The sequence below is a fragment of the Stenotrophomonas sp. YIM B13575 genome (genome assembly GCF_042787595.1).
Lineage (GTDB): Bacteria > Pseudomonadota > Gammaproteobacteria > Xanthomonadales > Xanthomonadaceae > Stenotrophomonas > Stenotrophomonas lactitubi_B.
Genome location: NZ_JBHZOP010000107.1, coordinates 14,590 through 40,968, shown reverse-complemented (window position 1 = coordinate 40,968; position 26,379 = coordinate 14,590). Strand labels below are relative to the sequence as shown.

The window sequence follows — 26,379 nt, the reverse complement described above, 5'->3', positions numbered from 1 at the left end:
ATGAACCTGTTGCTGGCCCGCCTTGCATCCGCCGCGCTGCTGCTCGCGGCGGCCGTCACTGTCCATGCCGCACCATTGGATGAGGCACGCCAATTGATCGTCGTCACCAGCGAGAACTGGGACAGCACGCAGGGGCAGCTGCAGGCCTTCGTGCGCGACGGCAAGCAATGGCGCAAGCACGGCCAGGCCTTCCCGGTGGCGCTGGGCCGCACCGGTAGTGCCTGGGGCCTGGGCCTGCATCCTGCGCAGGCCGACGGCCCGCAGAAACAGGAAGGCGACGGCCGCAGTCCGGCCGGTGTGTTCGCGCTGGGCAGCGCGTTCGGTTATGCCGTCACCCGGCCCGGAACGGCGATGACCTACCAGCCGATGAGCAGCACCAGCTACTGCATGGACGTACCGGCATCGCCGTTCTACAACCGCATCGTCGATGCAAAGAAGGTTGGCAGTGCCGCCATCACCGGCTCCACCGAACCGATGCGGCTGGACCTGCACAACAAGGGCGACGTGCGTTATCAGGAAGGCTTCGTGATCGCGCACAACCCGGACAACCAGCCCGGCAAGGGCAGCTGCATCTTCGCTCATCTGTGGCGCCAGCCCGGCGAGGCCACCGCTGGCTGTACCGCGATGCCACAGGCGCGCATGCAGGCATTGCTGGACTGGCTGCGCCCGCAGGACACGCCGCGTTTCGTGCTGCTGCCACGCGCCGAATACCAGCGCCTGCAGGCACAGTGGAAACTGCCCGCGCTTGAAGGAGCCGCACGTTGAGCGCCGCCGACGAACCCCAACTGCAACGCGCCGTCAGCCGCTGGCAGATTGTTGGCCTGTCGATCAACGACGTGGTCGGCAGTGGCATCTACCTGCTGCCGGCGGCTACGGTCGCCCTGCTCGGCCCCTTCAGCCTGTGGGGCGTGGTCGCCGCCGGTATCGTCGTCGCCCTGCTGGTGCTGTGCTACGCGCAGGCAGCCAGCTATTTCGATGAACCCGGTGGCAGCTACCTGTACGCGCGCGAAGCCTTCGGCCGCTTTGCCGGCTTCGAGATCGGCTGGATGATCTGGCTGACCCGCATCAGCTCCGCTGCAGCGCTCAGCAATGCGCTGGCCGACGCCGTAGCGCGGTTCTGGCCGTGGGCAGGCGCAGGCATGGGCCGCATCGCGATCATCGTGGTCTCGCTCGGTTTCCTGACCGGGGTGAACATCATCGGCGTGCGGTCGGCCGCGCGTACCGGCATCGTGCTGGTGATCGGCAAGATGCTGCCGCTGTTGTTGTTCGTGGCCATCGGTGCGTTCTACATCGACCCGCAGCTTGCCTTCTCCGGCCAGCGCCCGGATCCGCACGACCTGCAGCGCATGGGTGAGGCGGCGCTGTTGCTGCTGTATGCCTATGCCGGGTTCGAGAACATCCCGGCCGCGGCCGGCGAATACCGCAACCCACGCCGCGACATCCCGTTCGCGCTGATCACCATGATCGTCACCGTCACCGTGATCTACGCGGCGGTGCAGATCGTGGCCCAAGGCACCCTGCCCGGGCTGGCCAGCTCGGCCACGCCGCTGGCCGATGCCGCCTCCAGCTTCGGCGGTGAGGCACTGGCGCTGATCCTCACCGTGGGCGCGACCATCTCCATCCTCGGCACCAACAGCAACACGATGATGATGGGCCCGCGCTTCCTGTTCGCCCTGGCACGCGATGGCTACGGCCCGAAGGTGCTGGCGCAGGTGCACCCGCGCTTCCGCACCCCGGCCGCAGCGATCTTCTGTCAGGGCCTGATCGCCCTCGGCCTGGCCCTGTCCGGCTCGTTCGTGCAGCTGGCGCTGCTGTCGATGACCACGCGCCTGTTCGCCTACATCGGTACTGCAGCAGCGGTGCTGGTACTGGCCAAGCGCTATGCGGACCGCCCCGGTGCGTTGAAGCTGCCCGGTGGCCCGTTGATTCCGGTGCTGGCCCTGCTGCTGTGCGTGGCCCTGTTCGCCAGTGCCAGCTGGCAGAACATCGCCGCGGCGCTGGTCGCCTTCGCGGTTGGCGCGGTCATCTACACGCTGCCGCGCAAGGACGCCAGCGCCGATTGACCTGCCGATCACGCTGCCGGCCCGATGCGTTAACCGGGCGACAGGCAGGATCAGGCTTCGTCCACCACGGAGCCTCCTGCCCATGAGCACTGATTACCAGATCCCCGGCCGCGTGCCGGAAGACGGAACCCCACGCCAGGCGGTTTCGGACTACTGGCGTGATCGCTATACCAGCGAGCCGTATTACGACAACCAGCTGTTCTTCGACGATTACGAGCCGGCGTACCAGATCGGCCACACCGCGCGCGCGCAGGACATGATCCGCGCATACGAAGAGATCGAAGGCGAGCTGGAATCGCGATGGGCGAAGGAGCGCGGCAAGAGCCGGCTGGAATGGGCGCAGGCCCGCAGCGCCGTGCGTCGCGGCTGGGAAGAAGCGGTCAACCTGGACCCACGCCGGGACCGCAACGCATAACAGCACGTTGTAGAGCCGAGCCCATGCTCGGCTGAAGCCTCAGCTGTAGAGTCGAGCCCGCTCGGCTGCCGATACACAGCAGCCGAGCGTGGGCTCGGCTCTACCTCCGCCCGTCAGTCCTGTTCCGGCAACGGCGGAATCGACGAAGCGCGTTTGGGCTCGGCCGCATTCGCGGCAATCAGGTCGCGGGTGTTCTTCTGCACCGCCACCGCGCCAAACAACGACAGCGCGAACGCCATGCCATAGAAGCCCTTCTCGCTCAGCACCAGGGTGGCGTTCCACAGACCGACCAGCAGCAACAGCAGCGCCGACAGCAGCGCGAACCAGCACAGCGCGTAGTACAGGCCGCTCACCGGAATGCTCTCGACGCGGTCGCGCACACTCTTCTGCAGCGATACCGCCGCGAACAGGCCGAACAGCAGCAGGGTCAGGTAATAGCCCTTTTCGTTCAGCGGCATTTCGGCATTGAACAGGCCTACCAGGTAGGCCACTGCGCCCAGCAGCAGGGCCACCCATGAGGCGGCGATGAAGGCGGGCGAAGGTCGATGGATGAGGGGTGCGTTCATTGCAGTTCCTTGGCAGACAGGCGGGCATGCTTTGCCCGGGCGAGAACACCCTAGACGATCCGCGCCAAGCCGCACAGGGGGTAGCAGGCCCTTCGGGCCACGACCGTCACCTGCCCGGTGGTATACAAGGGAGAGCCTGGCCATCCGCGTCCCCTTCCGCTGGAGATACCCATGACCCGCACGCCCCTGCTGCTCGCACTCGGCCTGCTGCCGATCCTCGCCACCACCGCCTGCAATGCTGCCGGTCCTGATGCGACAGGTCAGAAGGCCCCGGCAACCGCCGCGACCGCCGACCAACGCCCCTTCACCGCCACCGAGGTCAGCCGTTTCGACCAGCCGTGGGCGATGACCTTCCTGCCCGATGGCAGCCTGCTGGTGACCGAAAAGCGCGGCAAGCTGCAGCACCTCGACCTCGCCAGTGGCCAGAAGCATGAGATCACCGGTGTCCCCAAGGTCGCCTACGGCGGCCAGGGCGGTTTCGGTGATGTGATCCTGCATCCGGATTTCGCCCGCAACCATGTGGTCTACGTCAGCTATGCCGAGGAAGGCACGCTGGATACACGCGGCGCGGCCGTGGCCCGTGCCACCCTCGCCCTCGACGCCAACGGCGGCGGCCAGCTGAAAGACCTGAAGGTGATCTGGCGGCAGACGCCGAAGGTCAGTGGCGAAGGCCACTACGGCCATCGCCTGGCCTTCGGCCCGGACGGCAAGCTGTGGATCAGTTCCAGCGAACGGCAGAAGTTCGATCCGGCGCAGGACATGAGCGGCAACCTGGGCAAGATCATCCGTCTCAACGACGACGGCAGCCTGCCGGCCGACAATCCGTTCGCCTCGCAGGGTGGCGTGGCCGCGCAGGTATGGTCGCTGGGCCACCGCAATGTGCTGGGCATCGCCTTCGATGCCAATGGCAAGCTGTGGGCACAGGAAATGGGCCCGGCCGGCGGCGATGAACTGAACCTGATCGTGCGCGGTGCCAACTATGGCTACCCGATCGTGTCCAACGGTGATCACTACGATGGCCGTCCGATTCCGGACCACGACACCCGTCCGGAATTCGCCGCACCGAAGGTGACCTGGAACCCGGTGATTTCCCCGGCCGGCCTGATGTTCTACAACGGCAACCTGTTCCCGCAGTGGAAGGGCAGCGCCTTCATCGGTGGCCTGTCGTCCACCTCCCTGGTGCGCGTCAGCTTCGATGGCGACAACGCACGCGAAGCCGAGCGCTTCAACATGGGCGAGCGCATCCGTGAAGTGGAACAGGGCCCGGACGGCGCGCTGTGGCTGCTGGAAGACGGCAGCAAGGCGCGGCTGCTGAAGCTCACGCCGAAGGCCTGATTGGCCGGGTTGCCGGCCCGCGGCCGGCACTACCGAACTGCAACGGCCCCGCATGCGGGGCCGTCTGCTTTCACTGGATGGTGATGACCTTCACTTCCGTGCGCGTGCAGGCCTTGTCCAGGCACTGGCCGTTCAACCACACCTGGCCATCGCCGATCATCACGCCCTGCTGGTTGACGAAGGCCTTGCCGAACTCCTGCGCGGATACGGCCTTGACCACCGCCGGGGTGATGATCTTTTCGTAGTTGCGCTGGAATTCACCGGGTCCGGTGATCTTCTTGCCACCACTGATGTTCAGCGGGAAGCGCACTTCTTCAACCACGGCAGGACGGTCGCCCGCGACCACGGCGGCCTTGAAGGCATTGAATACTTTTTCATACTGCGCCGCATCGCCGAGCAGCGTCTCGATGCGCGCGCGGGCGTCGTCTGCTGCGGGTTCGACGGGGCTGGAAGCATCCGCCGGCGCCGCCGCCACATCCTTCGCGTGTTCCGCCGCAGCCTGCGGTGCCGCAACGGCATCGGGCGTGGTGCTGGCGGCCGCCTCGGCCGGCGTCGCACCGGTCATCGGCGGTGGCGCGTCGGCAGCGGGCTCGGGCGGCGATGCTGGCTGCGAACAGGCCGCCAGCAGCAGGGCCGGGATCAGGAAAGCAATCGTGCGCATGCGCGGGCTCCATCGATACAGGGAGTCCGATGGTAGCGCCGGGCCGCGCCCGGCGTGTTTGCCATGGGTGAGGAGGCCGGGCATGGCCCGACGCTACTCATTGCCAGTAGATCCACGCCATGCGTAGATGCTCTACCGATCAGGCCTTCAGCAGCTCGAACTGCACCGCCTCACCGGCCATCGACGAGGCGCACACCCACACGTCGAACAGGCCCGGCTCAGCACGCAGCACGCCGTCGCGGCCGGTGAATGCCAGCTGCTCGCGGGTCAGGGTGAACACCACCTCGGTCGACTCGCCCGGCTGCAGGGCCACCTTGCGGAAGTCCTTCAGCTCACGCACCGGCCGCACGCGGCTGGCCACGCGGTCATGGATGTACAGCTGCACCACTTCCTCGCCGGCCACGTTGCCGGTGTTGGTCAGCGTGGTAGTCAGGGTCAGGGTGTCGTCCCAGCCGACGCGCGCGCTGCTCAGCTGCGGCACGCCGTAGGCGAAGGTCGTGTAGCCGATGCCGTGGCCGAACGGATACAGCGGCTCGTTCGGGATCTCGCGCCAGCGTGCCTTGAACTCCGACATCGTCGGCAGTTCCGGGCGGCCGGTACGCGGGTGGTTGTAGAAGTACGGCTGCTGGCCGGACACCTGCGGGAAGCTGACCGGCAGGCGACCGGACGGGCTGTAATCGCCGAACAGCACATCGGCCACGGCATGCCCGGTCTGCGTGCCCAGGTACCAGGTGATCGCCACGGCATGCGCATTGCGCACCGCGCCCTGCAGAGCCAGCGCGCGGCCATTGCGCAGCAGCACCACCAGCGGTTTGCCGGTCATCGCCACTGCTTCGGCCAGCGCCTGCTGTGCCGGCGGTAGGGTGATCTCCACGCGCGACTGCGCCTCACCGCTGTAACGCTGCGGCTCGCCCAGCGCCAGTACCACCACGTCGGCACGCAGCGCGGCGGCCACGGCCGCTTCGGTGCCACCGGCAATGGCGGCTTCCAGTTCGCAACCCGGCACCACTTCCAGCAGCGCGTCATCGCCGATGGCCGCGCGCACGCCGGTTTCCAGGTCCACGTAACGCTGCTTGTCGCCGAACAGCGTCCAACAGCCTTCGATGTTGTCGCGGTCCTGCACGAACGGGCCGATCAGCGCGATCTTCTGGCCGTTCTTCTGCAGCGGCAGCACATTGTCGCGGTTGTTCAGCAGCACGATCGAACGACGCGCGGCATCACGCGACAGTTCGTCGTGGGCGGCAATGTGCGAGGTATCGGCTTCTCGCGCCGGGTCCAGCGAACGGTACGGGTCGTCGAACAGGCCGATGGTTTCCTTCAGCCACAGGATGCGGCGCACGCCTTCATCCAGCACGCTCATCGGCACCTCGCCACTCTCCACCAGGCCCGGCAGGTGCTCGGCGTAGAAGCCGCTCTGCATGCTCAGGTCGAGGCCAGCGGTGAACGCCTTGGCGGTGGCGTCGCGGTCGTCGGCGGCGTAGCCGTGCGCGACCAGTTCCATGTCGGCGGTGTAGTCGGAGATCACCACGCCCGGGAACTTCCATTCACCGCGCAGGATGTCGGTCAGCAGCTCGGCGTTGGCGCTGGCCGGCACCCCGTTGATGTCGTTGAACGAGGACATCACGGTGATCGCGCCAGCGTCGAAGGCCGCCTTGAACGGCGGCAGGTGCACGTCGCGCAGGGTCTGCGGCGAGATGTCGACCATGTTGTATTCCATGCCGGCCATCACCGCGCCGTAGGCGGCGAAGTGCTTGGGCGTGGCCAGCAGCGAATCGGCGGCGCGCAGGTCGCTGCCCTGGAAGCCACGCACGCGGGCAGCGGCGAAGGCACAGCCCAGTACGACGTCCTCACCGGCACCTTCGGCACCACGGCCCCAGCGCTGGTCGCGGGCGATGTCCACTGCCGGTGCGTAGGTCCAGTGCAGGCCGGCAGCGGTGGCTTCAACCGCGGTGGCACGCGCGGTGCGCTCGGCCAGGTCCGGCTCGAAGCTGGCCGCTTCGCCCAGCGGAATCGGGAACACCGTGCGCATGCCGTGGATGACGTCGGCAGCCAGGATCACCGGGATGCCGAGGCGGCTCTCCTCGGTGGCGACCTGCTGGATGCGGCGGCCGAGCTCGGCGCCGACACCGTTGAACAGCGAGCCGACCTTGCCCTCGCGCACCTGCTGCAGCACCTGATCGGCATTGCGCACGTTGGCTTCCGGGTTCACGTCCGGGGCGAACGGGCGGACCATGTCCGCGAAGACACCCAGCTGGCCGACTTTTTCCTCGACGGTCATCTGGGCAATGAGGGATTCGATGCGATCGGAGGCCACCGGCAGTCCTTGATGAAAACGTTTACAAGCCCGGCATTCTAGCGATCCCGGACGATTTGGCGAGAGGTTTCGTCATTCAGTTTCAGCCACCAGCCGGATCCGTACGGTCCGGCCGGGGGCATCGCAGCTTACTCCGAGCCGGCCAACTGGCGCTGCCCGGCCATCAACATGGCGTCACTGGACGCCTGGAACACCCGCAGGCCAAAGGCCGGCAGGATCGCCAGCAGGTGGTCGAAGATGTCCGACTGCACCGCTTCGTACTCGCCCCAGGCGGTGCTGCGGGTGAAGCAGTACAGCTCCAGCGGCAGGCCTTCGGTGGTCGGCTGCAGCTGGCGCACCAGCAGGGTCATGTCGGTGTGGATGCCCGGATGGCTGGCCAGGTAGCGCTCCACGTACGCCCGGAACGTGCCCAGGTTGGTCACCCGGCGGCTGTTGACCTCGGCCACGCCCTGCTCGCGCAGGCGCCCGTTCCACTGGCCCAGCTCCTGCTGCTTGCCGCGCAGGTAGTCGCCCAGCAGGGCGAACTGGCCAAGGAAGGCCAGGTCGTCCTCTTCCATGAAGCGCACGCTGTGCTGGTCCAGGTACAGCGCGCGCTTGATCCGGCGGCCCCCCGCTTCCTGCATGCCACGCCAGTTCTTGAACGACTCGGTCACCAGCTTCTTGGTCGGGATGGTGGTGATGGTCTTGTCGAAGTTCTGCACCGTCACCGTATGCAGGGCGATATCGATGACATCGCCGTCGGCGTTCTGACTGGGCATCTCGATCCAATCGCCGATGCGGATGCGGCCATCACCACTGATCTGCACGCTGGCCACCAGCGACAGGATGGTGTCCTGGAAGATCAGCATCAGTACCGCGGTGGCCGCGCCCAGGCCGGTGACCAGGTAGCGCAGGTCGACGCCGGCCAACGTGGCAACGATCGACAACCCGGCGATCACGAAGATGATGATCTTGGCGACCTGCAGGTAGCCCTTGATCGGCTTGTTGCGCGCCTCGGGGCGACGCTCGTACAGGTCGTTGGCCGCATCCAGCGCGTGCGACAGCGCCAGCACCACGGTCAGGATTGCCCACGCCTGGCAGGCACCGATGATGAAGCCGACCAGGCCCGGCGGCAGGTCCGGCACGATACGGATGCCCGAGGCGATCACCTGGCTGGGCACCACGTTGGACAGCCGCGAGATGACCCGCATCAGATGGCTGCCGCGGCCGGTATCGGCGCCCGGCAGACGGTTGAGCAGCCTCCGCAGACCGCGCAGCAGGATGCGCTTGGTCACCCAGTTGGCCAGGCCGGCGGCAAGCAGCAGCGCCGAGATCATCAACGCCAGGTAGGCGCCAGGATAGGGTTCCAGTGTGTTCTGCAGCTGTTCCAGCCACTGTACCGCCACCACTGCGTCCACCATCGGTTGTCTCCTGTCTGTATCAGTGTTCTTGAGGTTGCCGGCCAGCGGCCGGCACTACCGGGGAGTGCCAGCCAGCGGCCGGCCCCATCAGGTCAGTCCCGCGCGCGTTCGATGATCACGCCGACCGCGCGTGCGCCGCGCACCGCCCCGGGCTTGCTCAGCTTCAGGCGCAGCCACTTCACGTCGAACTCGTCCAGCACGATCTGCGCGCAGCGCTCGGCGAGCGTTTCCACCAGGCCGAACTCCGATTCACGCACGAACTGCTCCAGGCGCTTGCTGACTGCCTTGTAGTTCAGGGTATGGGCAATGTCATCGCTGGCGGCCGGACGACGGTTGTCGAAGCCCATCTCCAGATCGAACACCAGGTCCTGGCGGATCCGCCGCTCCCAGTCGTAGATGCCGATCAGGGCGTCGATCGTCAGCCCTTCGATGAAAACCTTGTCCATTGCGGTTACCAGCCGGAAAACAGGCGGTCATGGTAACGGCACGGCGGTGAGCCTGCCCGGAACGGGCGATGGGCCGCCGGGCATTCACAGGGGCTGAAAAAGACAAAGGGCCCTGCTAGCGGGGCCCTTTGGTACCTCTCAACGTCCTCGGGGGGAGCTGGAATCCAGCCGCGAGTCCCGAAGCACACGCCGCGAAGGATGAAGATCATTTCCCCTGCCGTCCAGAGGCATTCACGACATTCCGGGGAAATCCGAATGCCGTTGGGAGTTCTGCCAGGCAAGCGGCTGGCATTGCCCGATATCACCTGTTCGGCTTCCGGCGCACGCTGGTGATCCACAACGTGATGCCGCCGCCAATGAAAGAGCAGAGGATTCTGCAAGCAGCACTATCCCGACCACGCTGGGCAACCTACAAACGCATCGCAGTTCGTCATTCCCTGGATGCGACCTCGCTGTATGTCTGGAACATGCAGATGTGTGGCGCTTTGCTATCGCCGCTTCACATCTGCGAAATCGTCATCCGCAACGCAGTCGCCGCAGCACTGGCGCATGCCTATGGTCCCCGCTGGCCATGGCATCCAGCATTGCTGCAGCGCATGCCCGCCGATGGTGCGCTGTCGGCGCTGCAGGACCTGCACAGGCGATCGAATCAGCAGATGAACACGCCAGAGATCATCGCCAGCCTCCGATTCGCATTCTGGCAGCACCTCTTTACACGACGCTTTGAGGGGCCCCTGTGGACGCGAAGCCTGAAGATCGCTCTGCCCAACGCCCCACAGAACACTGTCGGCATCGTCCGCACCACCATCCATGCCGACCTAGACCGCATCCGCCAGCTGCGCAACCGCATCGCCCACCACGAACCCATCCTCGAACGTGACATCGGTGCCGACCTGGCCGCGATCGGGCGGCTGATCCACGCCCGTTGCCCGCACACCCTGGGCTGGCTGCAGCGCCATGAACGGGCGACGACGGTGCTGGCGGCCTCGCCGCTGCTTGGCAAACGTCGATGACGTTGCCGGCCAGCGGCCGGCACGACAGGAACAGGTCCGGCTCAGACGGCCGGCAGGGTTGCCATGTCCCAGCGCGGGGTCACTTCCACCTTCGGCGGACTGTGCTGGCCGGCCTGCAGACGCAATGCGCCAGCGAAGGCAATCATCGCGCCGTTGTCGGTGCACAGCGCCGGCCGCGGGAAGCAGGCGCGGCCGCCGAGGCGCTCGGCCATCTGCTGCAGGCGGGCGCGCAGGCGCTTGTTGGCGCCGACGCCGCCGGCCACCACGATCACGTTGGTGCCCGCCGCTTCCAGCGCGCGCTCGCACTTGATGGACAGGGTCTCGACCACCGCGTCTTCAAAACCACGGGCGATGTCGGCGCGGGTCTGCTCGCTCTGGTCGCTGTCGCGCCAGGCCATCAGGACCTGGGTCTTCAGGCCGGAGAAACTGAAATCCAGGCCCGGGCGATCGGTCATCGGCCGCGTAAAGCGGTAGACGCCCGGCGTGCCCTGCTCGGCCAGCTTGGCCAGCTGCGGTCCACCCGGGTACGGCAGGCCCATCATCTTGGCGGTCTTGTCGAAGGCTTCACCGGCCGCGTCGTCCAGGGTTTCGCCCAGCAGGCGGTACTGGCCGATCGCATCGACGGCCACCAGCTGGGTATGGCCGCCGGACACCAGCAGGGCCACGAACGGAGCCTGCGGCGGGTCGTCTTCCATCAGCGGCGCCAGCAGATGGCCTTCCATGTGGTGCACACCCACGGCGGGGACCTCCAGTGCCCAGGCCAGCGACCGGGCCACGCCGGCGCCCACCAGCAGCGCCCCGACCAGGCCGGGACCGGCGGTATAGGCCACCCCGTCGATGTCGTTCACGCCGAGGCCGGCCTCGGCCAGCGTCTGCCGCACCAGCGGCAGCAGCTTGCGCACGTGGTCACGGCTGGCCAGCTCGGGCACCACACCGCCGTACTCGGCGTGCAGGGCGATCTGGCTGTAGACCGCATGGGCGCGCAGGGCCGCGCTGCCGGACAGGTCGGTGTCATACACCGCCACGCCGGTCTCATCACAGGAAGATTCGATGCCAAGGACTCGCATGCCTGCTATTATGACGCCCCTGCCAGCCCCTCGGGGGAACTGGCAGGTCTCACTGCAATCCAACAACTTGCCCCTATTCAGGATTTGTGGCTTGCAGTTTGTTTATTCGCCACTATAATGTGCGGCTCGCCGGGCGTGACCCGGTTCTACTGTGTCCCGGAGATTCCATGCCCAGCGTCAAAGTCCGCGAGAACGAACCCTTTGAGTTTGCTCTTCGCCGCTTCAAGCGCACTTGCGAAAAGGCCGGTGTGCTGGCCGAAACCCGCAAGCGCGAGTTCTACGAAAAGCCGACCCAGGAGCGTAAGCGCAAGGCCGCCGCTGCTGTGAAGCGTCAGCTGCGCCGTTCCTCGCGCGACGTCACCAAGCGTCAGCGCCTGTACTGATCGGACGCATCTTCATTGCGGTGGGCATTCCCTGCCGCGATGGAGTCGAAGCCGGCACGCGCGAGCGTCGCCGGCTTTTTGCGTTTCCGGGCCTGGGCGTCCGCCCTGCCCCACCACCACCACGAGGTTCGCCATGAGCATGAAGCAGCAGCTCACCGAAGACATGAAGGCCGCCATGAAGGGCGGCGAGAAGCACAAGCTGGGCGTCATCCGCCTGATCAACGCGGCCATCAAGCAGAAGGAAGTCGACGAGCGCATCGAGCTCGACGACACCGCCGTGATCGCCGTGCTCGACAAGATGGTCAAGCAGCGCAAGGATTCGGTCAGCCAGTTTGAAGCGGCCAACCGCGAAGACCTGGCGGAAATCGAGCGCGCCGAGATCGTGGTGATCGAAGCCTACCTGCCGGCCAAGATGGGCGAAGCCGAGATCGTCGCGGCGATCCAGGCGGCCATCGCCGAGACCGGCGCCAGCAGCGCAGCCGACATGGGCAAGCTGATGGGCGCGCTGAAGCCCAAGCTCGCCGGCCAGGCCGACATGGGCCTGGTGTCCAAGCTGGTCAAGCAGCAGCTGGCGTAAGCCAGCATCCAGGGTCGGATCCCTTCCGCATCGCGGAAGGGCTCTGACCACATTGATGCACCCGTTTCACCGCCCCTTCGACCCCCGGCTGCTACAACATCCCCATGGTCGAGCAATCCAACGCCCCCACCGACACGCGTCCCCACGGCATCCCCGCACGGCTTCGCCACTACGCCGATCGCCTGCAGGACAGCTTCCCGATGGCGGTGGCCAAGCGCTTCGTCGAAATCGACGTGCTGACCCAGGCCGCTTCGGTCTCCTTCTATGCCCTGCTGTCGATGGCTCCGCTGCTGGTGCTGCTGCTGTGGCTGACCGCCTCGTTGTATCCGCCGGCGCAGCAGGCACTGATCGGACAGATCGGCTCGGTGGCCGGCAGCAGCGTGGCCAGCGTCGCCGACACCGTGCTGCACAACGCCAACAGCCAACCCAGCGTCGGTTCGCTGGCCGGGGTCTGGAGCACGTTGCTGTTGTTTGTCGGCGCAACCGCCGTGTTCGCGCAGCTGCAGAACGCGCTGAACCGGATCTTCCATACCAGCGGGCAGCGCCTGGACGGGATCAAGGCCTGGCTGCGCAAGCGCGTGTTCTCGTTCGGCGTGGTGCTGGCACTGGGCTTCCTGCTGATCCTGTCGATGACCGCCACCACCGCGCTGCAGGTGGTGTTCGCGCAGCTGCCCTCGGTGCTGCCCGCGATCGGCTACCTGACATCACTGCTGCTGTACACGCTGGCCTTCGCCTTCCTCTATCACTACCTGCCGGACCGGCGCGTGGCCTGGCGCCAGGCGTTCATCGGCGGCGTCATCACCTCGTTGCTGTTCACCCTCGGCCGCTATGGCATCGGCGTCTACATCAGCACGGTTGCCCCCGGCAGCGCCTACGGCTCGATGGGTGCCTTGGTGATTTCGCTGGTCTGGATCTACTACGCCACTGCCGTGTTCTTCGTCGGTGCGTTGATGACCGCGGTGATCGACGAACGCCAGTACGCACGTGCGCGCCTGGCCAGCGCCGATGTGGCCCCGCAGGAAGCCGGCCCGGCCACCGCCAGCGAGTAAACTAGGGGACTTGCCGCCCCCGCAGCGCGCCCTGGCGGCCGCGCCCCGTCCTGTTGCCCATGGCCCGTATCCCCGACGCTTTCATCGACGACCTGCTGGCCCGCTCCGACATTGTCGAGGTGGTGGGCAGCCGCGTGCCGCTGAAGCGCCAGGGCAAGGAGTACGCGGCACGCTGCCCGTTCCATGACGAACGCTCGGCCTCGTTCACGGTCTCGCCGACCAAGCAGTTCTACCACTGCTTCGGCTGCGGCGCGCACGGCACCGCGATCAGCTTCCTGATGAACTACGACCGCCTCGAGTTCCTCGACGCGGTGGACGAACTGGCCAAGCGCGCCGGCATGGAAGTGCCGCGAAGCGAGAACCCGCGCAGTGCCCAGCAGCAGGATGACAGCCGCGAGCTGTACTCCGCGCTGGACGCCGCTACCAAGTTCTTCCAGAAGAACCTGGAAGGCAGCGAGAAAGCGCGCAGTTACCTCGATGGTCGCGGCGTGGACGAAGAGAACCGCGCGCGCTTCCAGATCGGCTATGCGCCGGATGGTTACAGCGGCCTGCGCGATGCGCTGGGCAAGGACGAGCGGCGGATGAAGCTGCTCGACCGCGCCGGCCTGTTCTCCAAGAACGACCGCGGCCACGTCTACGACAAATTCCGCGACCGGGTGATGTTCCCGATCTTCGACCGCCGTGGCCGGGTGATCGCCTTCGGCGGGCGCGTGTTCGAGAAGGACGACGGCCCCAAATACCTCAACTCGCCCGAGACCGCGCTGTTCCACAAGGGCCGCGAACTGTACGGCCTGTGGCAGGTGCGCCAGGCCAACCAGAAGATCGAGCGCCTGATCGTGGTCGAGGGCTACATGGACGTGGTCTCGCTGTTCCAGTTCGGCGTCACCCAGGCGGTGGCGACGCTGGGCACGGCAACCACGCCGGACCATGCCGAGCTGCTGTTCCGCAACGCGCCGGACGTGTTCTTCTGCTTCGACGGCGATGCCGCCGGCCGCCGCGCCGGCTGGAAAGCGCTGGAATCGGTGCTGCCGCGCATGAAGGACGGCCGCCAGGCCTTCTTCCTGTTCCTGCCCGATGGCGAAGACCCGGACAGCATCGTGCGCAAGGAAGGTGCAGAGGCTTTCGACGAGCGTCTGAAGCAGGCCACGCCGCTGTCGCAGTTCTTCTTCGACGAGCTGACCCGCGAGATCAACCTGGGCACGCTGGACGGCAAGGCACGGCTGGCCGAGCGCGCCAAGCCGATGCTCGCGCAGATTCCCGACGGCGCGTTCGGCGACCTGATGAAACAGCAGCTGGGACAGCTGACCGGCCTGGGCGGCAACGCGCAGGCGGGCCGCCCGCAGATGCCACAGCGCGCCGCGCCGCGCACGATCCAGCCCGCGGCCAAGCGCAGCCTGGTGCGCGGCGCGATCGCCGTGCTGCTGCAGCAGCCCTCGCTGGCCCTGACCCTGGGCGGCAAGCACCACTTCCAGGGCCTGCGCCTGCCGGGGGTGGAGCTGCTGCTGGAACTGCTGGGGCTGGTCGAACAACGCCCGGACATCAGTACCGGCGCCTTGCTGGAGCATTTCGACGGCCGCGAGGAACAGGCCTCGCTGCACACCCTGGCCGCGCAGACGCTGGCGGGCGATGAAGCGATGTGGACGGTGGAACTGCATGACGCGGTCGGGCAGCTGGAGAAGCAGCTGCTGTTCCAGCGGATCGACGACCTTAACGCCAAGCAGCGACAACAGGGTCTGGACGATACTGACAAGTACGAGATGCGCGAGCTGCTCAAGGCCCGCGCCAATCTGCGCCTGTAGCGGCAGAACACAGCCCCGGAGAGACCATGCTGCTGCGCCTGACCTGCCTGCTGTTGTTGTCGCTCTGCCCGGTTCTGCCGGCCTGGGCTGCGGACCCCGCCCTTGCTGAAGTCCGCCCCGGCCTCTACGCCGGCGGCCAGCCCTCGACCGCGCAACTGCGCGAACTGGCGGCACAGGGCGTGCGCACGGTGATCGACCTGCGCCAACCCGATGAAGATCGCGGCTTCGATGAAACACGCGAGGCCGACGCGCTGGGCCTGCGCTATGTACGCATTCCGGTGGCCGGTGCCGAGGGCCTGGATGCCGCCAACGTGCGCGCCGTGCACCAGGCCCTGCAACAGAGCCAGGGACCGGTGCTGCTGCACTGCGCCTCCGGCAACCGCGCCGGTGCCGTGCTCGGCCTGGTCAACGCGCGCTACGAACACGCCAGCCCGGAACAGGCCCTGCAACTGGGCCAGCGTGCCGGCCTGAAGTCGCTGGAAGCAGCCACCCGCGAGCGCCTGGCGATCCCTTCTCCCACCCCCTGATTCCCGGGGTAATCCCCCCGCACCAAGGAGCCTATCCACCATGACCCGCTGGTGGTCGCGCCTGCGACCGGACAACTTCACCCTCGCCCTGCTGTGCACCGTCGGCCTGGCCTCGCTGCTGCCGATGAAGGGCGCTGCCGCCCTGGTGCTCGACGATGTCACCACCGTCGCCATCGCCGCGCTGTTCTTCCTGCACGGCGCGCGCCTGCCGCGCGAGTCGATCATCGGCGGCATGCTGCACTGGCGCCTGCACCTGACGATCCTCGCCTGCACCTTCATCCTGTTCCCGCTGCTGGGGCTGTTGTTCAAGCCGCTGTCGGGCTGGCTGCTGACGCCTGAGCTGTACCTGGGCGTGCTGTTCCTGTGCACCCTGCCGTCCACCGTGCAGTCGTCCATCGCGTTCACCTCGATGGCGCGCGGCAACGTGCCAGCGGCGGTGTGCAGTGCCTCGTTGTCGAGCATCCTCGGTGTGTTCCTGACGCCCCTGCTGCTGACCGCGCTGGCCGGTACCTCCGGCGGCGTGCACGACCCGCTGCATGCCATCGGTGGCATCATGCTGCAGCTGCTGGTGCCGTTCGTGGCCGGCCACCTGCTGCGGCCGTGGATCGCCGGCTGGGTGGAAAAGCAGCGCGCGCTGCTGCGCTACACCGACCAGGCCACCATCCTGCTGGTGGTGTACTCCGCGTTCGGTGAAGCGGTCACTGAAGGGCTGTGGAGCAAGACACCGCTGCTCTCGCTGTTCGCGGTGGCGGTGGTGGCTGCAGTACTGCTCGGCATCGCCATGCCGCTGATCACCTTCATCGCCCGCCGCCTGCGCTTCAACCGCGAAGACGAGATCGCCATCGTGTTCTGCGGCTCGAAGAAGAGCCTGGCCACGGGCGTGCCGATCGCCAAGGTGCTGTTCGCTGGCGGCAGCCTCGGCGCGATCGTGCTGCCGGTGATGATCTACCACCAGATCCAGCTGATCGTCTGCGGCGTGATCGCCCAGCGCTACGCCAAGCGCGCGCCCTGACCCGACCGGCAAATCATCCACGCATGGCGTGGATCCACTGAACGCGCGGGGTGCTGTGGGATATCCTCCACGCATGGCGTGGATCTACTGTAGAGCCGAGCCCATGCTCGGCTGATGAGTGGCCTGCGTGAACTCACGGTTCTGCCAGGGTGCCGACGCTCAGCTGCGGCATCCACACCCACAGGTCGTACTGCCGCCCGGCATCGGTATCGACCTCCGGTGCACGCGCAGATCGCTCGAGCAGAGCCAACGCCTTGCAACGATCCATGCACCCCCAGAAATGGCCGCGCAGGGCTTCCAGCCGCACGCTGTAAATGTCCAGGTCGCGCAGCGCCGATGCCATCGGTTGCGTCTGCATTTCCGTTGGCGCATCGGCCGGCCGCTGCAGCATGGCGTGGACATTGCCAGTCAGGACGACCATGCGGGCGTCATCCGGCAGGCGCCGGTACAGGCGCCGCAGCTCTGCGGCCATGCGATCATCGCGCGCTTGGCTGCCGCCATCACTGTTGTTGACGTCATAGCCGACCACCTCGATGGTGCGCCCCTGCGCCTTCAGCGCGCGCATGCCTTCGATCAGCGCCAGCATGTCGCGACTGCGGCGGCCATCGTGCTGATCATCGCGCACGGTCCAGAACGCACGGCCTCGCAGGTGTTGGCGTGCCACCGCCCCGCCATCGGAATCCAGATAGTCACGCAGTGTGGTGTTCTCACCACGCGGCAGCTCCAACGCCAGCACGACCGGGCCGTTACGGCTGTAGTCGTCCACCAGTCGGCGCACCAGCAGCGGTGTCTCGCGGGTACCGTGGAATTCGCCCAGCACCAGCACGCGGTGGTCTCCGGCATGCTGGCGGATCTGCATGGCAGCGTCGTCGGCGCGCGCGCTCGTCGCCATGCCCAGCGCCAGCAGCAGGGTGGCGGTCCAGCGGAATATCGAATGCATCCCTGCTCCTTCCTTTCCTTGGGGTCAGGAACAGCAATGGCGACGCGGCTGGAAGAGATCAAGTGTAGAGCCGAGCCCACGCTCGGCTGCTCTTCCAATACACCCTCAGCCGAGCATGGGCTCGGCTCTACATGGGACTGGCGCCTTGGATCAGGCGGGGGTCAGCGCCCCTTCGGGGATCTGACCCCGAACATCAGCCCATCACAACCAGGGCAGGATCCAGTGATCCACCAGCAGGAAGGCGAACAGCGCCATCAGGTAGATGATGGAGTAGCTGAACATCTTCATCGAGAACAGCTCATCCGGCGGGTTCAGCATGCGCCAGGCGTACCAGAGGAACACGGCGTTGAGCACGATCGCACCGCCCAGGTAGAACGCGCCGCTCATGCCGACCAGGTACGGCAGCAGGCAGACCAGTGCCAGCACCACCGAGTACGCCATGATCTGCTTGCGCGTATGCACCACGCCATGGGTGACTGGCAGCATCGGGATTTCCGCCTTGGCGTAGTCTTCGCGACGGAAGATCGCCAGTGCCCAGAAGTGCGGCGGCGTCCAGATGAAGATGATCAGCACCAGCAGCGACGAGTACGCCCAGTCCGACGAGCCCTGCATGCCGGTCACCGCCGCCCAGCCCAGCATCGGCGGCATCGCGCCGGCCAGACCACCGATGACGATGTTCTGCGAGGTCGCACGCTTCAGGTAGACGGTGTAGATCACCGCATAGCCGATCAGTGAAGCGAAGGTCAGCACCGCGGTGATCCAGTTCACCCACAGCACCAGGATCGCCATCGACAGCACGATCAGCACGCCGGCAAATACCAGCACCTGCCATGGCTTGACCTTGCCCACCACCAGCGGTCGCCACGAGGTGCGTGCCATCTGCGCATCGATGTGCGCATCCAGCAGCTGGTTGATGGCTGCAGCGGCCGAGGCGGCAAGCCAGATGCCGAGGAAGCCGAGCAGGCCGGCACGCACCTGCTCCCAGCTGGGCACGCCGGGAATGGCCAGGACCATGCCGACCAGGGCGGTGAAGACGATGAGGGCGACGACCTTGGGCTTGGTCAGGTCCCAGTACTGGCGATAGTTGGAAAACATGGGATCAGTCCGGGGCACGCAGGCGGGCCAGCAGGCTGACCAAAACAAACAACAGGGCAACGGCAACGCCGTTGTGCGCCACTGCCACTTCCAGCGGCAGTGCAAGCTTCACATTGAGGATGCCGAGGGTAACCTGCAGCACCAGCAGCGCGACCAGGGCCGAGGCCCAGCCACGCATGCTCGGCAGCCGGAACAGGCGCAGGCCCAGCCACAGCAGGTAAACGGCAACGACAATCGCGAACAGGCGGTGGGCCATCTGGATGGCGATGCGCGAGGCACCGTCGAGCACGCCGCCTTCGTAGTCCACGCCAATGCCACGCCACAGGGTGAAGCCCTCGGCGAAGTTGTGCTGCGGCCACCACTGGTTGGCACAACGCGGGAAGTTGTCCAGCGAGGCGCTGCCGCCGCCGCACGCCAGTGCCGCGTAGTTGGCGCTGACCCAGCCGCCGAGCGCGATCTGGGTGACCAGCACCGCCACACCGATGCGCAGCAGCCACTTCAGCTTCGGCGCCTCGGCCAGGGTGATCGGCATGTGCGTGGCACGCCAGGCCATCCACACCAGCAGGCCGAACATCAGCATGCCGCCCAGCAGGTGGCCCATCACCACGATGGGTTTCAGCAGCAGGGTCACCGTCCACATGCCCAGCAGGGCCTGGAAGATCACCACCGCCAGGGTCAGCAGGGCAGCGCGCGCCAGGTCGATGTTGCTCCAGCGCAGCGCCGCGATCAGCAGGATCGCCTCGCCTATCAGGGCCAAGGCGCTGGCGGTGCCGTGCCAGCCCATCATGTACAGCGGTATGCCGGCGGCCACCAGTACGCAGGCGGTCACCACCGCCGTGCTTCCGAATCGCCGCTTGCGCGTGGCCAGCAGCGCCAGGGTCAGGATCTCGATGCCCAGCGCGCCGGCCAGGAAGCGATGCACCTGCTCACGCCAGGCCTTGTGGGTTTCCAGCGGGCGGATCTCCGCCGCCGGATGGCCGATGGTCTCTTCCACGTGCTGCGGCCAGGTGGCCTGTCCATAGCAGGTCGGCCAGTCCGGGCAGCTCAGGCCGGCATCGGACAGGCGCACGAAGGCGCCGAACATGATCGTGCTCGCGGTCATGATCATGGCGAACCACGCCAGGCGGTGGAAATTGCGGTGCAGCGCCGGACGCGCGGAAAGGCTCATCAAACGGGACTCACTTCAGTTTCAGCAACGTGGCCATGTCCTTGCGCAGGCCACCCAGGTCACTGCCGGGGGCATGGCGCATGATCACGAAGCCGTTCGGATCGATCACGTAGACCGGCAGGCCAGCCGGATCGTCGACGCCGGGCAGCGCCGCGCGCAGGGCTGGCGACGGGGCCAGCGGCCGCAGCGCGGGCAGCGAGGCGATCGACGCCGGTGGCGTTCCCAGCCACAGGATCTCGACATTATCGGCGTTATGGCCGAACAGCTGCCACACCTTGCCCAGTCCCTGCGACAAAGTGACGCACTGCGCGTCGCAGGCACCGGCCGGTGCCACCAGCAGGCGCCAGGTGCGCGCGTCGGGGTTCCAGGGGTAGGCCGCGCCATTGGCCAGGGTCGGTGGCTGCTGGCGCAGATCCACCGGCGGCTTCAGCAACTGCCCGCTGTTGCGATGCGCGGTCGGCTGCCAGCCCGAGAAACGCAGGATGGCGGCCAGCGCCATCGCCCCGAAGAAAACGGCGAACAGCAGCACCAGGGTCCGGCGGCCATTGCCGCGCGCCTGCGGGGAGGTAGCAGTGTTCATGCGGGGCATTTTCTCATGGTTGGGAAAGGGATGCCGGCCAGCAGCCGGTACTACCGGGCAACGGGCCGCCGCCTGCGCCATTCCAGTACCAGCGCCACCACCAGCACAGTCAGCGCCAGCCCGAACCACTGCACGGCATAACCCAGGTGGCGCTGTGGCGGCAGCGTGTTCGGCAGCAGGTCGAGATCGCGCTCATCACCGAACGGCAATGCCGGGTCCAGCCGCAGCACGCGCTCGGGCAACGACGGCAGGCCCAGCGCAGCGGCCAGGCCATCGGCGGGAAGGCGACTGGCCAGCCAGCGCCCAGCAACGTCGGTGGTGGTGAACGCCGGCCCCAGCGCCAAGCCAGCCGAGGGAGGCGGCGCCAACAGGCCACGCACGGCCACCGGCGACGGCGGTGCGGGCACCACCGGCAACGTACGGTCGGGCGGCAGCGCGCGCCAGCCCAGGTCCACCAGCAACACGCTGCCCGCATCGCTGCGGAACGGACGATAGATCTTCACTCCCGCGCGGCCGTGGCGGGTCTGGTTGTCCAGCAGCACCACGCCCGGCAGGAAGCGACCGTGATCGACCACGCCATGCAGCGCCCCCTGCGCGGCCAGCGCCTGCGCCAACGGCATCGCCTGCGCCACGGCCGGGCCCTGTGCATCCAGCAACGCCTGTTTGGCATGCATCCGCTGCAGTTGCCACAGGCCCAGCGCGGTGAATCCGGCCATTGCCAGCACCGCCATCAGCCATCCGATCAGGCGCGTGTGCTGGCGCATCATGACAAGTCCGCGCAAACGCGGTCAGATAGGGACATCCACCCTGCCCTCGAGCCGCGCATGAGTGATTCGCTGAAGACCCTGCTGGTAATCGCGTTTCTGATCGTCATCGTCTGGAATCTGGGCGCCGGCCTGTATTACCTGCTGGTGGACCGCGGCCAGACCAAGCGCACGGTCAATGCACTGACCCGCCGCATCGGAGTGTCGGTGGCGTTGATCGTCGTGGTGATCGTGTGCATCTACATGGGCTGGATCAAACCGCACGGCATCGGCGGCTGATCCCACGGCAGACCAGGCAGCGTCGGCGGTCGAAGCTGCCGACGCCTGCGCGGTCAAAGCACGTAGACAAACAGGAACAGCATCAGCCACACCACGTCGACGAAGTGCCAGTACCACGCGGCCGCTTCGAAACCGAAATGGTTGTCGCGGGTGAAGTGCCCCTTTGCCGAGCGCAGCCACATCACGATCAGCATGATCGTGCCCAGCAACACGTGTGCGCCATGGAAGCCGGTCAGCATGAAGAAGGTCGACCCGTAGATACCCGAGCCGAGCGTCAGGTTCAGTTCCTTGTAGGCGTGGATGTACTCCTCCGCCTGCAGGGTCAGGAAGCCGAGGCCGAGCAGTACGGTCAGGCCCAGCCAAGTCAGCAGCTGGCGGCGGTTGCCCGCCTTCAACGCATGATGGGCGATGGTCAGGGTCACGCCGGAGGTCAGCAGGATCAACGTGTTGATCAGCGGCAGGCCCCAGGCCGGAATGGTCTGGAATGCGCCACCGATCGCTGCCGGGCCATTGGTCGGCCAGCCGGCCGAGTAGCCCTGCCACAGCAGCTCGTTGGTCATCACCCCGCGCCCTTCGCCGCTCAGCCACGACAGGCCGAGATGGCGGGTGTAGAACAGCGCACCGAAGAAGGCACCGAAGAACATCACTTCGGAGAAGATGAACCAGACCATCCCCATCCGGAACGAACCATCCACCTGCCGGTTGTAGTTGCCGGCCTGCGACTCGCGCACCACATCGCTGAACCACCAGAACAGGGTCAGCACCAGCATCGCCACGCCGATGTAGAAGGTCCAGCGGCCCCAGCTGGCGTCATTGAGCCAGCTGGCCACGCCGACCATGGTCACCATCATCGCGATGGAACCGACGAACGGCCATTTGCTCTGGGCCGGGACGAAGTACACGTTGGCGTCGCTGGGTGTCTGGGCCATGGTCGGTATCCGGGTCAGGGAGCAGCGTGGGCGCCTTCCGAGGTGGCGGCCGGAGCCAGCCGATCGGACAACGCATCGTTGCGGTAGAAGGTGTAGGACAAGGTGATCGTCCGGATTTCCGGCGGCAGGTCCGGATCGACGATGAAGCGCACCGGCATGTCGCGCTTCTCGCCGGCCTGCAGGGTCTGCGCGGTGAAGCAGAAGCACTCGGTCTTGCTGAAGAATCCCGACGCGCGTGCCGGTGCCACCGACGGCACCGCGCTGCCGACCACGGCCTGCTGGCTGTCGTTGCGGGCGAAATACAGCGCTTCGTTGAGCTCGCCGGGCACCACATCCATGGTCAGCTGCTCGGGATGGAACGACCACGGCAGCCGTGAATTGACCCCGCCATCGAACTCCACCCGCACGGTGCGCTTGCCACTGGCGGCACCGGTACTGGCCTCGCTGCCCGGGCCACGTTCCAGGCGCACGCCGAACACCTTCTCGCAGGCGACGCGATACAGCGGCACCAGCGAGAACGTCAGCAGGAACACCACTACCGCCACGCCGATCAGTCGCGGCAGGCCGGCGCTACGTGACGGGGTAGTGGCCGGCGTTTCGCTCATCGACCGATCACGCCGCTGAGGATGAAGCCGACGTAGACCAGCACGGCGATCGCGCCCACCCACAGCGCGGTGCGCTTGGCGCGCTGGCGCTGCTGCTCGATGCCGGTGCTCTGGGCTTCGCCTTCGCGGCTGTAGAGCCGAGCCATGCTCGGCTGCTCTTCGGTGTTGTAGAGCCGAGCCATGCTCGGCTGCTTTTCGTCAGTCGAGCATGGCTCGACTCTACAGCTCTGGAGCGGGCTCTCGTTATGCATGCACCACCTCAATGACCGATATCGTCGTGGGCCAGGTCACCCGGGCGGATGGTCGGCGGCGTGGTGAAGGTGTGCGCCGGTGCCGGCGACGGCAGCGTCCACTCCAGGCCACGCGCACCTTCCCAGGAGCGCGCCTCGGCCTTCTCGCCATTGCTCAGCGAGGACAGCAGGATCGCGGCCATCATGAACGGCGTGGCGAACATGCCGAACGCTCCGATCGAGCTGATCAGGTTCCAGTCGGCAAACGCCACCGAGTAATCGGGGATACGCCGCGGCATGCCGGCCAGGCCGAGGAAATGCTGCGGGAAGAACAGCAGGTTGACGAACACGATCGACCACCAGAAGTGCACCTTGGCCCACTTCTCGCTGTACATGCGCCCGGTCCACTTCGGCCACCAGTAGTACACCGCCGCGATCAGCGCGAACACCGCGCCGGTCACCAGCACGTAGTGGAAGTGGGCGACCACGAAGTAGGTGTCGTGATACTGGAAGTCGGCGGCCACGATCGCCAGCATCAGGCCGGAGAAGCCGCCGATGGTGAACAGGATGACGAACGCCACCGACCACAGCATGGGAGCTTCGAAGGTGAGCGAACCACGCCACATCGTGCTGACCCAGTTGAACACCTTCACCCCGGTCGGAATCGAGATCAGCATGGTGGCGAACATGAAGTAGATCTCACCACCCAGCGGCATGCCCACGGTGAACATGTGGTGGGCCCAGACGATGAATGACAGGAACGCGATCGCCGCGGTGGCGTAGACCATCGCCTGGTAGCCGAACAGCGGCTTGCGGCTGAAGGTCGGGATGATCTCGCTGACCACGCCGAAGGCGGGCAGGATCATGATGTAGACCTCGGGGTGGCCGAAGAACCAGAAGATGTGCTGGAACATCACCGGGTCGCCACCACCGGCCGCATTGAAGAAGCTGGTACCGAAGAATTTGTCGGTCAGCAGCATCGTCACCGCACCGGCCAGCACCGGCATCACCGCGATCAGCAGGAACGCAGTGATCAGCCAGGCCCAGCAGAAGATCGGCATCTTCAGCAGGTCGATGCCGGGCGCGCGCATGTTCAGCACCGTGGCGATGATGTTGATCGCACCCATGATCGAACTGATGCCGGCCACGTGGATGGCGAACACGGTGAACGCGACGTTGTAGCCGCCCTGCAGCGACAGCGGCGGATACAGCGTCCAGCCACCGGCCGGCGCACCACCGGGTAGCAGGAAGGTCAGCAGCAGCAGGCTGAAGGCCACCGGCAACAGCCAGAACGACCAGTTGTTCATGCGCGGCAGCGCCATGTCCGGCGCACCGATCTGCAGCGGGATCATCCAGTTGGCCAGGCCGACGAAGGCCGGCATCACACCGCCGAAGATCATCACCAGCGCGTGCACGGTGGTCAGCTGGTTGAAGATTTCCGGACGGATGTACTGGATGCCGGGCTGGGCCAGTTCCAGCCGGATCAGCACGCTCATGAACGCGCCGATGACGAACATGATGAAGCTGAAACCCAGGTACAGCGTGCCGATGTCCTTGTGGTTGGTCGAGAAGAACCAACGCTCGAAGAAGCTCTGCGGGTGATGGTGATCGTCGTGCCCAACTGCCGAGTGCGCCATTGCAAAACACCTCTCAGGATCGGTTGTCGCCGCGGCCGCGACACGGCCGCGGACAGTTACATCAGGCTCCGCTGGCCACCGCGGCAGGCGCGTTGCCGGCCTCGGCGGCGGCCGGTGCTGCCGGCTGCGCCGGCGATTCACTGGCAGGCGCGGTGGGTTCGGCGGGCGCGGCAGGCGTCGCGGGTGCAGGCGCCGGTTTGCGCTGCGCCAGCCACTGCTTGAACTCTTCCTTGGACACCGCCTCGACCACGATCGGCATGAAGCCATGGTCCTTGCCGCACAGCTCCGCGCACTGGCCGCGGTAGACACCCGGCTGCTCGATGCTGGTCCAGGCTTCGTTGATGAAGCCGGGAATGGCGTCCTGCTTCCAGCCCAGCGCCGGCACCCACCAGGCGTGGATCACATCGTCGGAGGTGATGACGAAACGCACCTTGGTGTCCACCGGCAGTACCAGCCGGTTGTCGACATCCAGCAGGTAGTGCGGATGGCTCTCGCGGGTCGGTACCTTGCCACTCTGCCGCATGCGGTCGGACTCACGGTCCAGGCGGCTGGTGAAGGTCACGTTCTCGCCCAGGTACTCGTACTTCCACATCCACTGGTAACCGGTGACCTTGACCGTCATCTCGGCATCGCGGGTGTCGTACATCTTGATCAGGTTGGCCGTGGCCGGCCACGCCATCACCACCAGGATGATCACCGGGATCACCGTCCAGATGACCTCGGCCTTGGTGTTGTGGCTGAAGGTGGCGGCGACCGCGCCCTTGGACTTGCGGAACTTGAACATCGCGTAGGCCATGGCGCCGAACACGATCACGCCGATCACCGTACAGACGATCAACGAGAGGTTGTTCGATTCCCAGGCCAGGCGTGAGGTCTGGGTCACCCCCTTGCCCATGTTCAACTGCCACGGCTTTGGATCGGCCGCCTGGGCCAGCGCCGTCCCCGGCATCGACAGCAGGGCCCCCATCGCGGCGGCCATTGCAACGCACTTCGTGCCCCACCCTCTGCTTTGCTTCATTGCCTAGACCCTTAGCGTCGTCGGTTGCCGCCATCGCTGGCGGCGAGCAAATCTTCAAGCGTTTCAACAAGCGTTTGACGTTCGGCCGGCGCGAGAAAACTCCCCACCTCCACCTGCCGGCCGCTGGATGCCAGCCGGACCCTCTGGTCGTCGGTGAGCAGGCGCACCCAATGCGGATGAGCCCGGAACACCGGCGATCCACCGGGCACGGGGATGACCTCCACGTACGCCGGCACTACCCGGATCTCCTCCTGCCGTTCACCGCTGCGCCACAACGCGCGCAACGCAGCTGCCAGCAACAGGCTGTACAGCAGCGCGAACAGGGGGGCGAATGCGTTGCCGGCCACCCACCCGAAGGCGGACACCAGCCACATCACTCCCGACAACACAGCAAACAACAGGACGAACTGCCGGGCATCGAGCGCCCGTGGGGGACGCAGTCGCAGCTGCGTACCTGACCCATCCGGAGCTGTAAGCACCTCGATCATGTCGCAACCGCGTTCCTGC

29 protein-coding genes are annotated in these 26,379 nt (G+C 66.5%); 12 read left to right on the top strand and 17 right to left on the bottom strand.

Features of this window, described 5'->3' with window-relative positions:
* The 3 genes from ACFX4F_RS16380 (at position 1) to ACFX4F_RS16370 (ending at position 2,478) form a co-directional block, all read left to right on the top strand.
* On the top strand, positions 1-765 hold the full coding sequence (locus ACFX4F_RS16380; RefSeq protein ID WP_099821356.1) for a L,D-transpeptidase: 765 nt from the start codon (positions 1-3) through the stop codon (positions 763-765).
* A complete protein-coding gene (locus ACFX4F_RS16375; RefSeq protein ID WP_380657152.1) occupies positions 762-2,063 on the top strand; it encodes an APC family permease in 1,302 nt (433 codons plus the stop codon). The genes ACFX4F_RS16380 and ACFX4F_RS16375 overlap by 4 nt, the downstream gene beginning before the upstream one ends.
* Before the next feature lie 82 nt (positions 2,064-2,145).
* A complete protein-coding gene (locus ACFX4F_RS16370) occupies positions 2,146-2,478 on the top strand; it encodes a hypothetical protein (protein ID WP_099821354.1) in 333 nt (110 codons plus the stop codon).
* A 113-nt stretch (positions 2,479-2,591) separates the two neighbouring features.
* Here ACFX4F_RS16370 and yiaA read toward each other — a convergent pair whose 3' ends face one another.
* Entirely contained in the window at positions 2,592-3,044 is a 453-nt protein-coding gene (gene yiaA / locus ACFX4F_RS16365; RefSeq protein WP_099821353.1) for an inner membrane protein YiaA, read from the bottom strand.
* Between the two features lie 171 nt (positions 3,045-3,215).
* Here yiaA and ACFX4F_RS16360 point away from each other — a divergent pair, with 171 nt between their 5' ends.
* Positions 3,216-4,379 (top strand): PQQ-dependent sugar dehydrogenase, encoded by a 1,164-nt coding sequence (locus ACFX4F_RS16360; protein ID WP_380657149.1) that lies wholly within the window; start codon positions 3,216-3,218, stop codon positions 4,377-4,379.
* 70 nt (positions 4,380-4,449) lie between these two features.
* On the opposite strand, the gene ACFX4F_RS16355 is transcribed toward ACFX4F_RS16360, so the two are convergent.
* The 4 genes from ACFX4F_RS16355 to folB form a co-directional block, all read right to left on the bottom strand.
* Positions 4,450-5,040 (bottom strand): hypothetical protein, encoded by a 591-nt coding sequence (locus tag ACFX4F_RS16355; RefSeq protein ID WP_380657147.1) that lies wholly within the window; start codon positions 5,038-5,040, stop codon positions 4,450-4,452.
* A 139-nt stretch (positions 5,041-5,179) separates the two neighbouring features.
* Positions 5,180-7,354, bottom strand: a complete 2,175-nt coding sequence (locus tag ACFX4F_RS16350) for a glycoside hydrolase family 3 N-terminal domain-containing protein (RefSeq protein WP_380657144.1) — start codon at positions 7,352-7,354, stop codon at positions 5,180-5,182.
* Between the two features lie 128 nt (positions 7,355-7,482).
* Entirely contained in the window at positions 7,483-8,754 is a 1,272-nt protein-coding gene (locus ACFX4F_RS16345; protein ID WP_380657141.1) for a mechanosensitive ion channel family protein, read from the bottom strand.
* Positions 8,755-8,846: 92 nt separating this feature from the next.
* Positions 8,847-9,200: a dihydroneopterin aldolase gene (folB, locus tag ACFX4F_RS16340; RefSeq protein WP_164280819.1), complete on the bottom strand. Its 354-nt coding sequence runs from the start codon at positions 9,198-9,200 to the stop codon at positions 8,847-8,849.
* 329 nt (positions 9,201-9,529) lie between these two features.
* On the opposite strand from folB, the gene ACFX4F_RS16335 reads away from it, so the two are divergent.
* Positions 9,530-10,213 carry a hypothetical protein gene (locus ACFX4F_RS16335; protein WP_380657137.1) on the top strand — a complete coding sequence of 228 codons (684 nt, stop codon included), beginning with the start codon at positions 9,530-9,532 and terminating at the stop codon, positions 10,211-10,213.
* Positions 10,214-10,254: 41 nt separating this feature from the next.
* Here the strand turns inward: ACFX4F_RS16335 and tsaD are convergent, their stop codons facing one another.
* Positions 10,255-11,280, bottom strand: coding sequence for a tRNA (adenosine(37)-N6)-threonylcarbamoyltransferase complex transferase subunit TsaD (gene tsaD / locus ACFX4F_RS16330; protein WP_099821347.1), 1,026 nt, complete (start codon positions 11,278-11,280; stop codon positions 10,255-10,257).
* Positions 11,281-11,447: 167 nt separating this feature from the next.
* On the opposite strand from tsaD, the gene rpsU reads away from it, so the two are divergent.
* The 6 genes from rpsU to ACFX4F_RS16300 all read left to right on the top strand — a co-directional run bounded on the left by rpsU (position 11,448) and on the right by ACFX4F_RS16300 (position 16,627).
* A complete protein-coding gene (rpsU, locus tag ACFX4F_RS16325) occupies positions 11,448-11,663 on the top strand; it encodes a 30S ribosomal protein S21 (protein WP_002808376.1) in 216 nt (71 codons plus the stop codon).
* 133 nt (positions 11,664-11,796) lie between these two features.
* The gene (locus tag ACFX4F_RS16320; RefSeq protein WP_099821346.1) at positions 11,797-12,240 is read left to right on the top strand and encodes a GatB/YqeY domain-containing protein; all 444 of its coding nucleotides are present in this window, start codon (positions 11,797-11,799) and stop codon (positions 12,238-12,240) included.
* Positions 12,241-12,344: 104 nt separating this feature from the next.
* Entirely contained in the window at positions 12,345-13,289 is a 945-nt protein-coding gene (locus tag ACFX4F_RS16315) for a YihY/virulence factor BrkB family protein (RefSeq protein WP_380657133.1), read from the top strand.
* A gap of 59 nt (positions 13,290-13,348) precedes the next feature.
* Positions 13,349-15,088 carry a DNA primase gene (gene dnaG, locus ACFX4F_RS16310; protein ID WP_180167644.1) on the top strand — a complete coding sequence of 580 codons (1,740 nt, stop codon included), beginning with the start codon at positions 13,349-13,351 and terminating at the stop codon, positions 15,086-15,088.
* Positions 15,089-15,114: 26 nt separating this feature from the next.
* Positions 15,115-15,615, top strand: coding sequence for a beta-lactamase hydrolase domain-containing protein (locus tag ACFX4F_RS16305; RefSeq protein WP_380657129.1), 501 nt, complete (start codon positions 15,115-15,117; stop codon positions 15,613-15,615).
* A 40-nt stretch (positions 15,616-15,655) separates the two neighbouring features.
* Positions 15,656-16,627, top strand: a complete 972-nt coding sequence (locus ACFX4F_RS16300) for a bile acid:sodium symporter family protein (RefSeq protein ID WP_099782541.1) — start codon at positions 15,656-15,658, stop codon at positions 16,625-16,627.
* Positions 16,628-16,760: 133 nt separating this feature from the next.
* On the opposite strand, the gene ACFX4F_RS16295 is transcribed toward ACFX4F_RS16300, so the two are convergent.
* The 5 genes from ACFX4F_RS16295 to ACFX4F_RS16275 all read right to left on the bottom strand — a co-directional run bounded on the left by ACFX4F_RS16295 (position 16,761) and on the right by ACFX4F_RS16275 (position 21,177).
* Positions 16,761-17,567 (bottom strand): calcium-binding protein, encoded by an 807-nt coding sequence (locus ACFX4F_RS16295; RefSeq protein WP_380657126.1) that lies wholly within the window; start codon positions 17,565-17,567, stop codon positions 16,761-16,763.
* Positions 17,568-17,768: 201 nt separating this feature from the next.
* Positions 17,769-18,662 carry a heme o synthase gene (gene cyoE / locus ACFX4F_RS16290; protein WP_380657123.1) on the bottom strand — a complete coding sequence of 298 codons (894 nt, stop codon included), beginning with the start codon at positions 18,660-18,662 and terminating at the stop codon, positions 17,769-17,771.
* Between the two features lie 4 nt (positions 18,663-18,666).
* A complete protein-coding gene (locus ACFX4F_RS16285) occupies positions 18,667-19,830 on the bottom strand; it encodes a heme A synthase (RefSeq protein ID WP_205406169.1) in 1,164 nt (387 codons plus the stop codon).
* A gap of 10 nt (positions 19,831-19,840) precedes the next feature.
* Entirely contained in the window at positions 19,841-20,410 is a 570-nt protein-coding gene (locus tag ACFX4F_RS16280) for a hypothetical protein (protein ID WP_089238227.1), read from the bottom strand.
* 50 nt (positions 20,411-20,460) lie between these two features.
* On the bottom strand, positions 20,461-21,177 hold the full coding sequence (locus ACFX4F_RS16275; protein ID WP_380657119.1) for an SURF1 family protein: 717 nt from the start codon (positions 21,175-21,177) through the stop codon (positions 20,461-20,463).
* A 57-nt stretch (positions 21,178-21,234) separates the two neighbouring features.
* On the opposite strand from ACFX4F_RS16275, the gene ACFX4F_RS16270 reads away from it, so the two are divergent.
* Positions 21,235-21,453 carry a twin transmembrane helix small protein gene (locus ACFX4F_RS16270; RefSeq protein ID WP_099821339.1) on the top strand — a complete coding sequence of 73 codons (219 nt, stop codon included), beginning with the start codon at positions 21,235-21,237 and terminating at the stop codon, positions 21,451-21,453.
* A gap of 53 nt (positions 21,454-21,506) precedes the next feature.
* Here ACFX4F_RS16270 and ACFX4F_RS16265 read toward each other — a convergent pair whose 3' ends face one another.
* The 6 genes from ACFX4F_RS16265 to ACFX4F_RS16240 form a co-directional block, all read right to left on the bottom strand.
* Complete coding sequence (locus ACFX4F_RS16265; RefSeq protein WP_099821338.1) at positions 21,507-22,382, bottom strand: cytochrome c oxidase subunit 3; 876 nt, start codon at positions 22,380-22,382, stop codon at positions 21,507-21,509.
* Between the two features lie 14 nt (positions 22,383-22,396).
* Positions 22,397-22,987 (bottom strand): cytochrome c oxidase assembly protein, encoded by a 591-nt coding sequence (locus tag ACFX4F_RS16260; RefSeq protein ID WP_380657115.1) that lies wholly within the window; start codon positions 22,985-22,987, stop codon positions 22,397-22,399.
* On the bottom strand, positions 22,984-23,238 hold the full coding sequence (locus ACFX4F_RS16255) for a hypothetical protein (RefSeq protein WP_380657112.1): 255 nt from the start codon (positions 23,236-23,238) through the stop codon (positions 22,984-22,986). The genes ACFX4F_RS16260 and ACFX4F_RS16255 overlap by 4 nt, the downstream gene beginning before the upstream one ends.
* Positions 23,239-23,246: 8 nt before the next feature.
* On the bottom strand, positions 23,247-24,854 hold the full coding sequence (gene ctaD / locus ACFX4F_RS16250) for a cytochrome c oxidase subunit I (RefSeq protein ID WP_380657109.1): 1,608 nt from the start codon (positions 24,852-24,854) through the stop codon (positions 23,247-23,249).
* A 61-nt stretch (positions 24,855-24,915) separates the two neighbouring features.
* A complete protein-coding gene (gene coxB, locus ACFX4F_RS16245) occupies positions 24,916-25,872 on the bottom strand; it encodes a cytochrome c oxidase subunit II (protein ID WP_380657106.1) in 957 nt (318 codons plus the stop codon).
* Positions 25,873-25,883: 11 nt separating this feature from the next.
* A complete protein-coding gene (locus tag ACFX4F_RS16240) occupies positions 25,884-26,360 on the bottom strand; it encodes a DUF2244 domain-containing protein (RefSeq protein ID WP_089238213.1) in 477 nt (158 codons plus the stop codon).
* Positions 26,361-26,379: the final 19 nt, after the last annotated feature.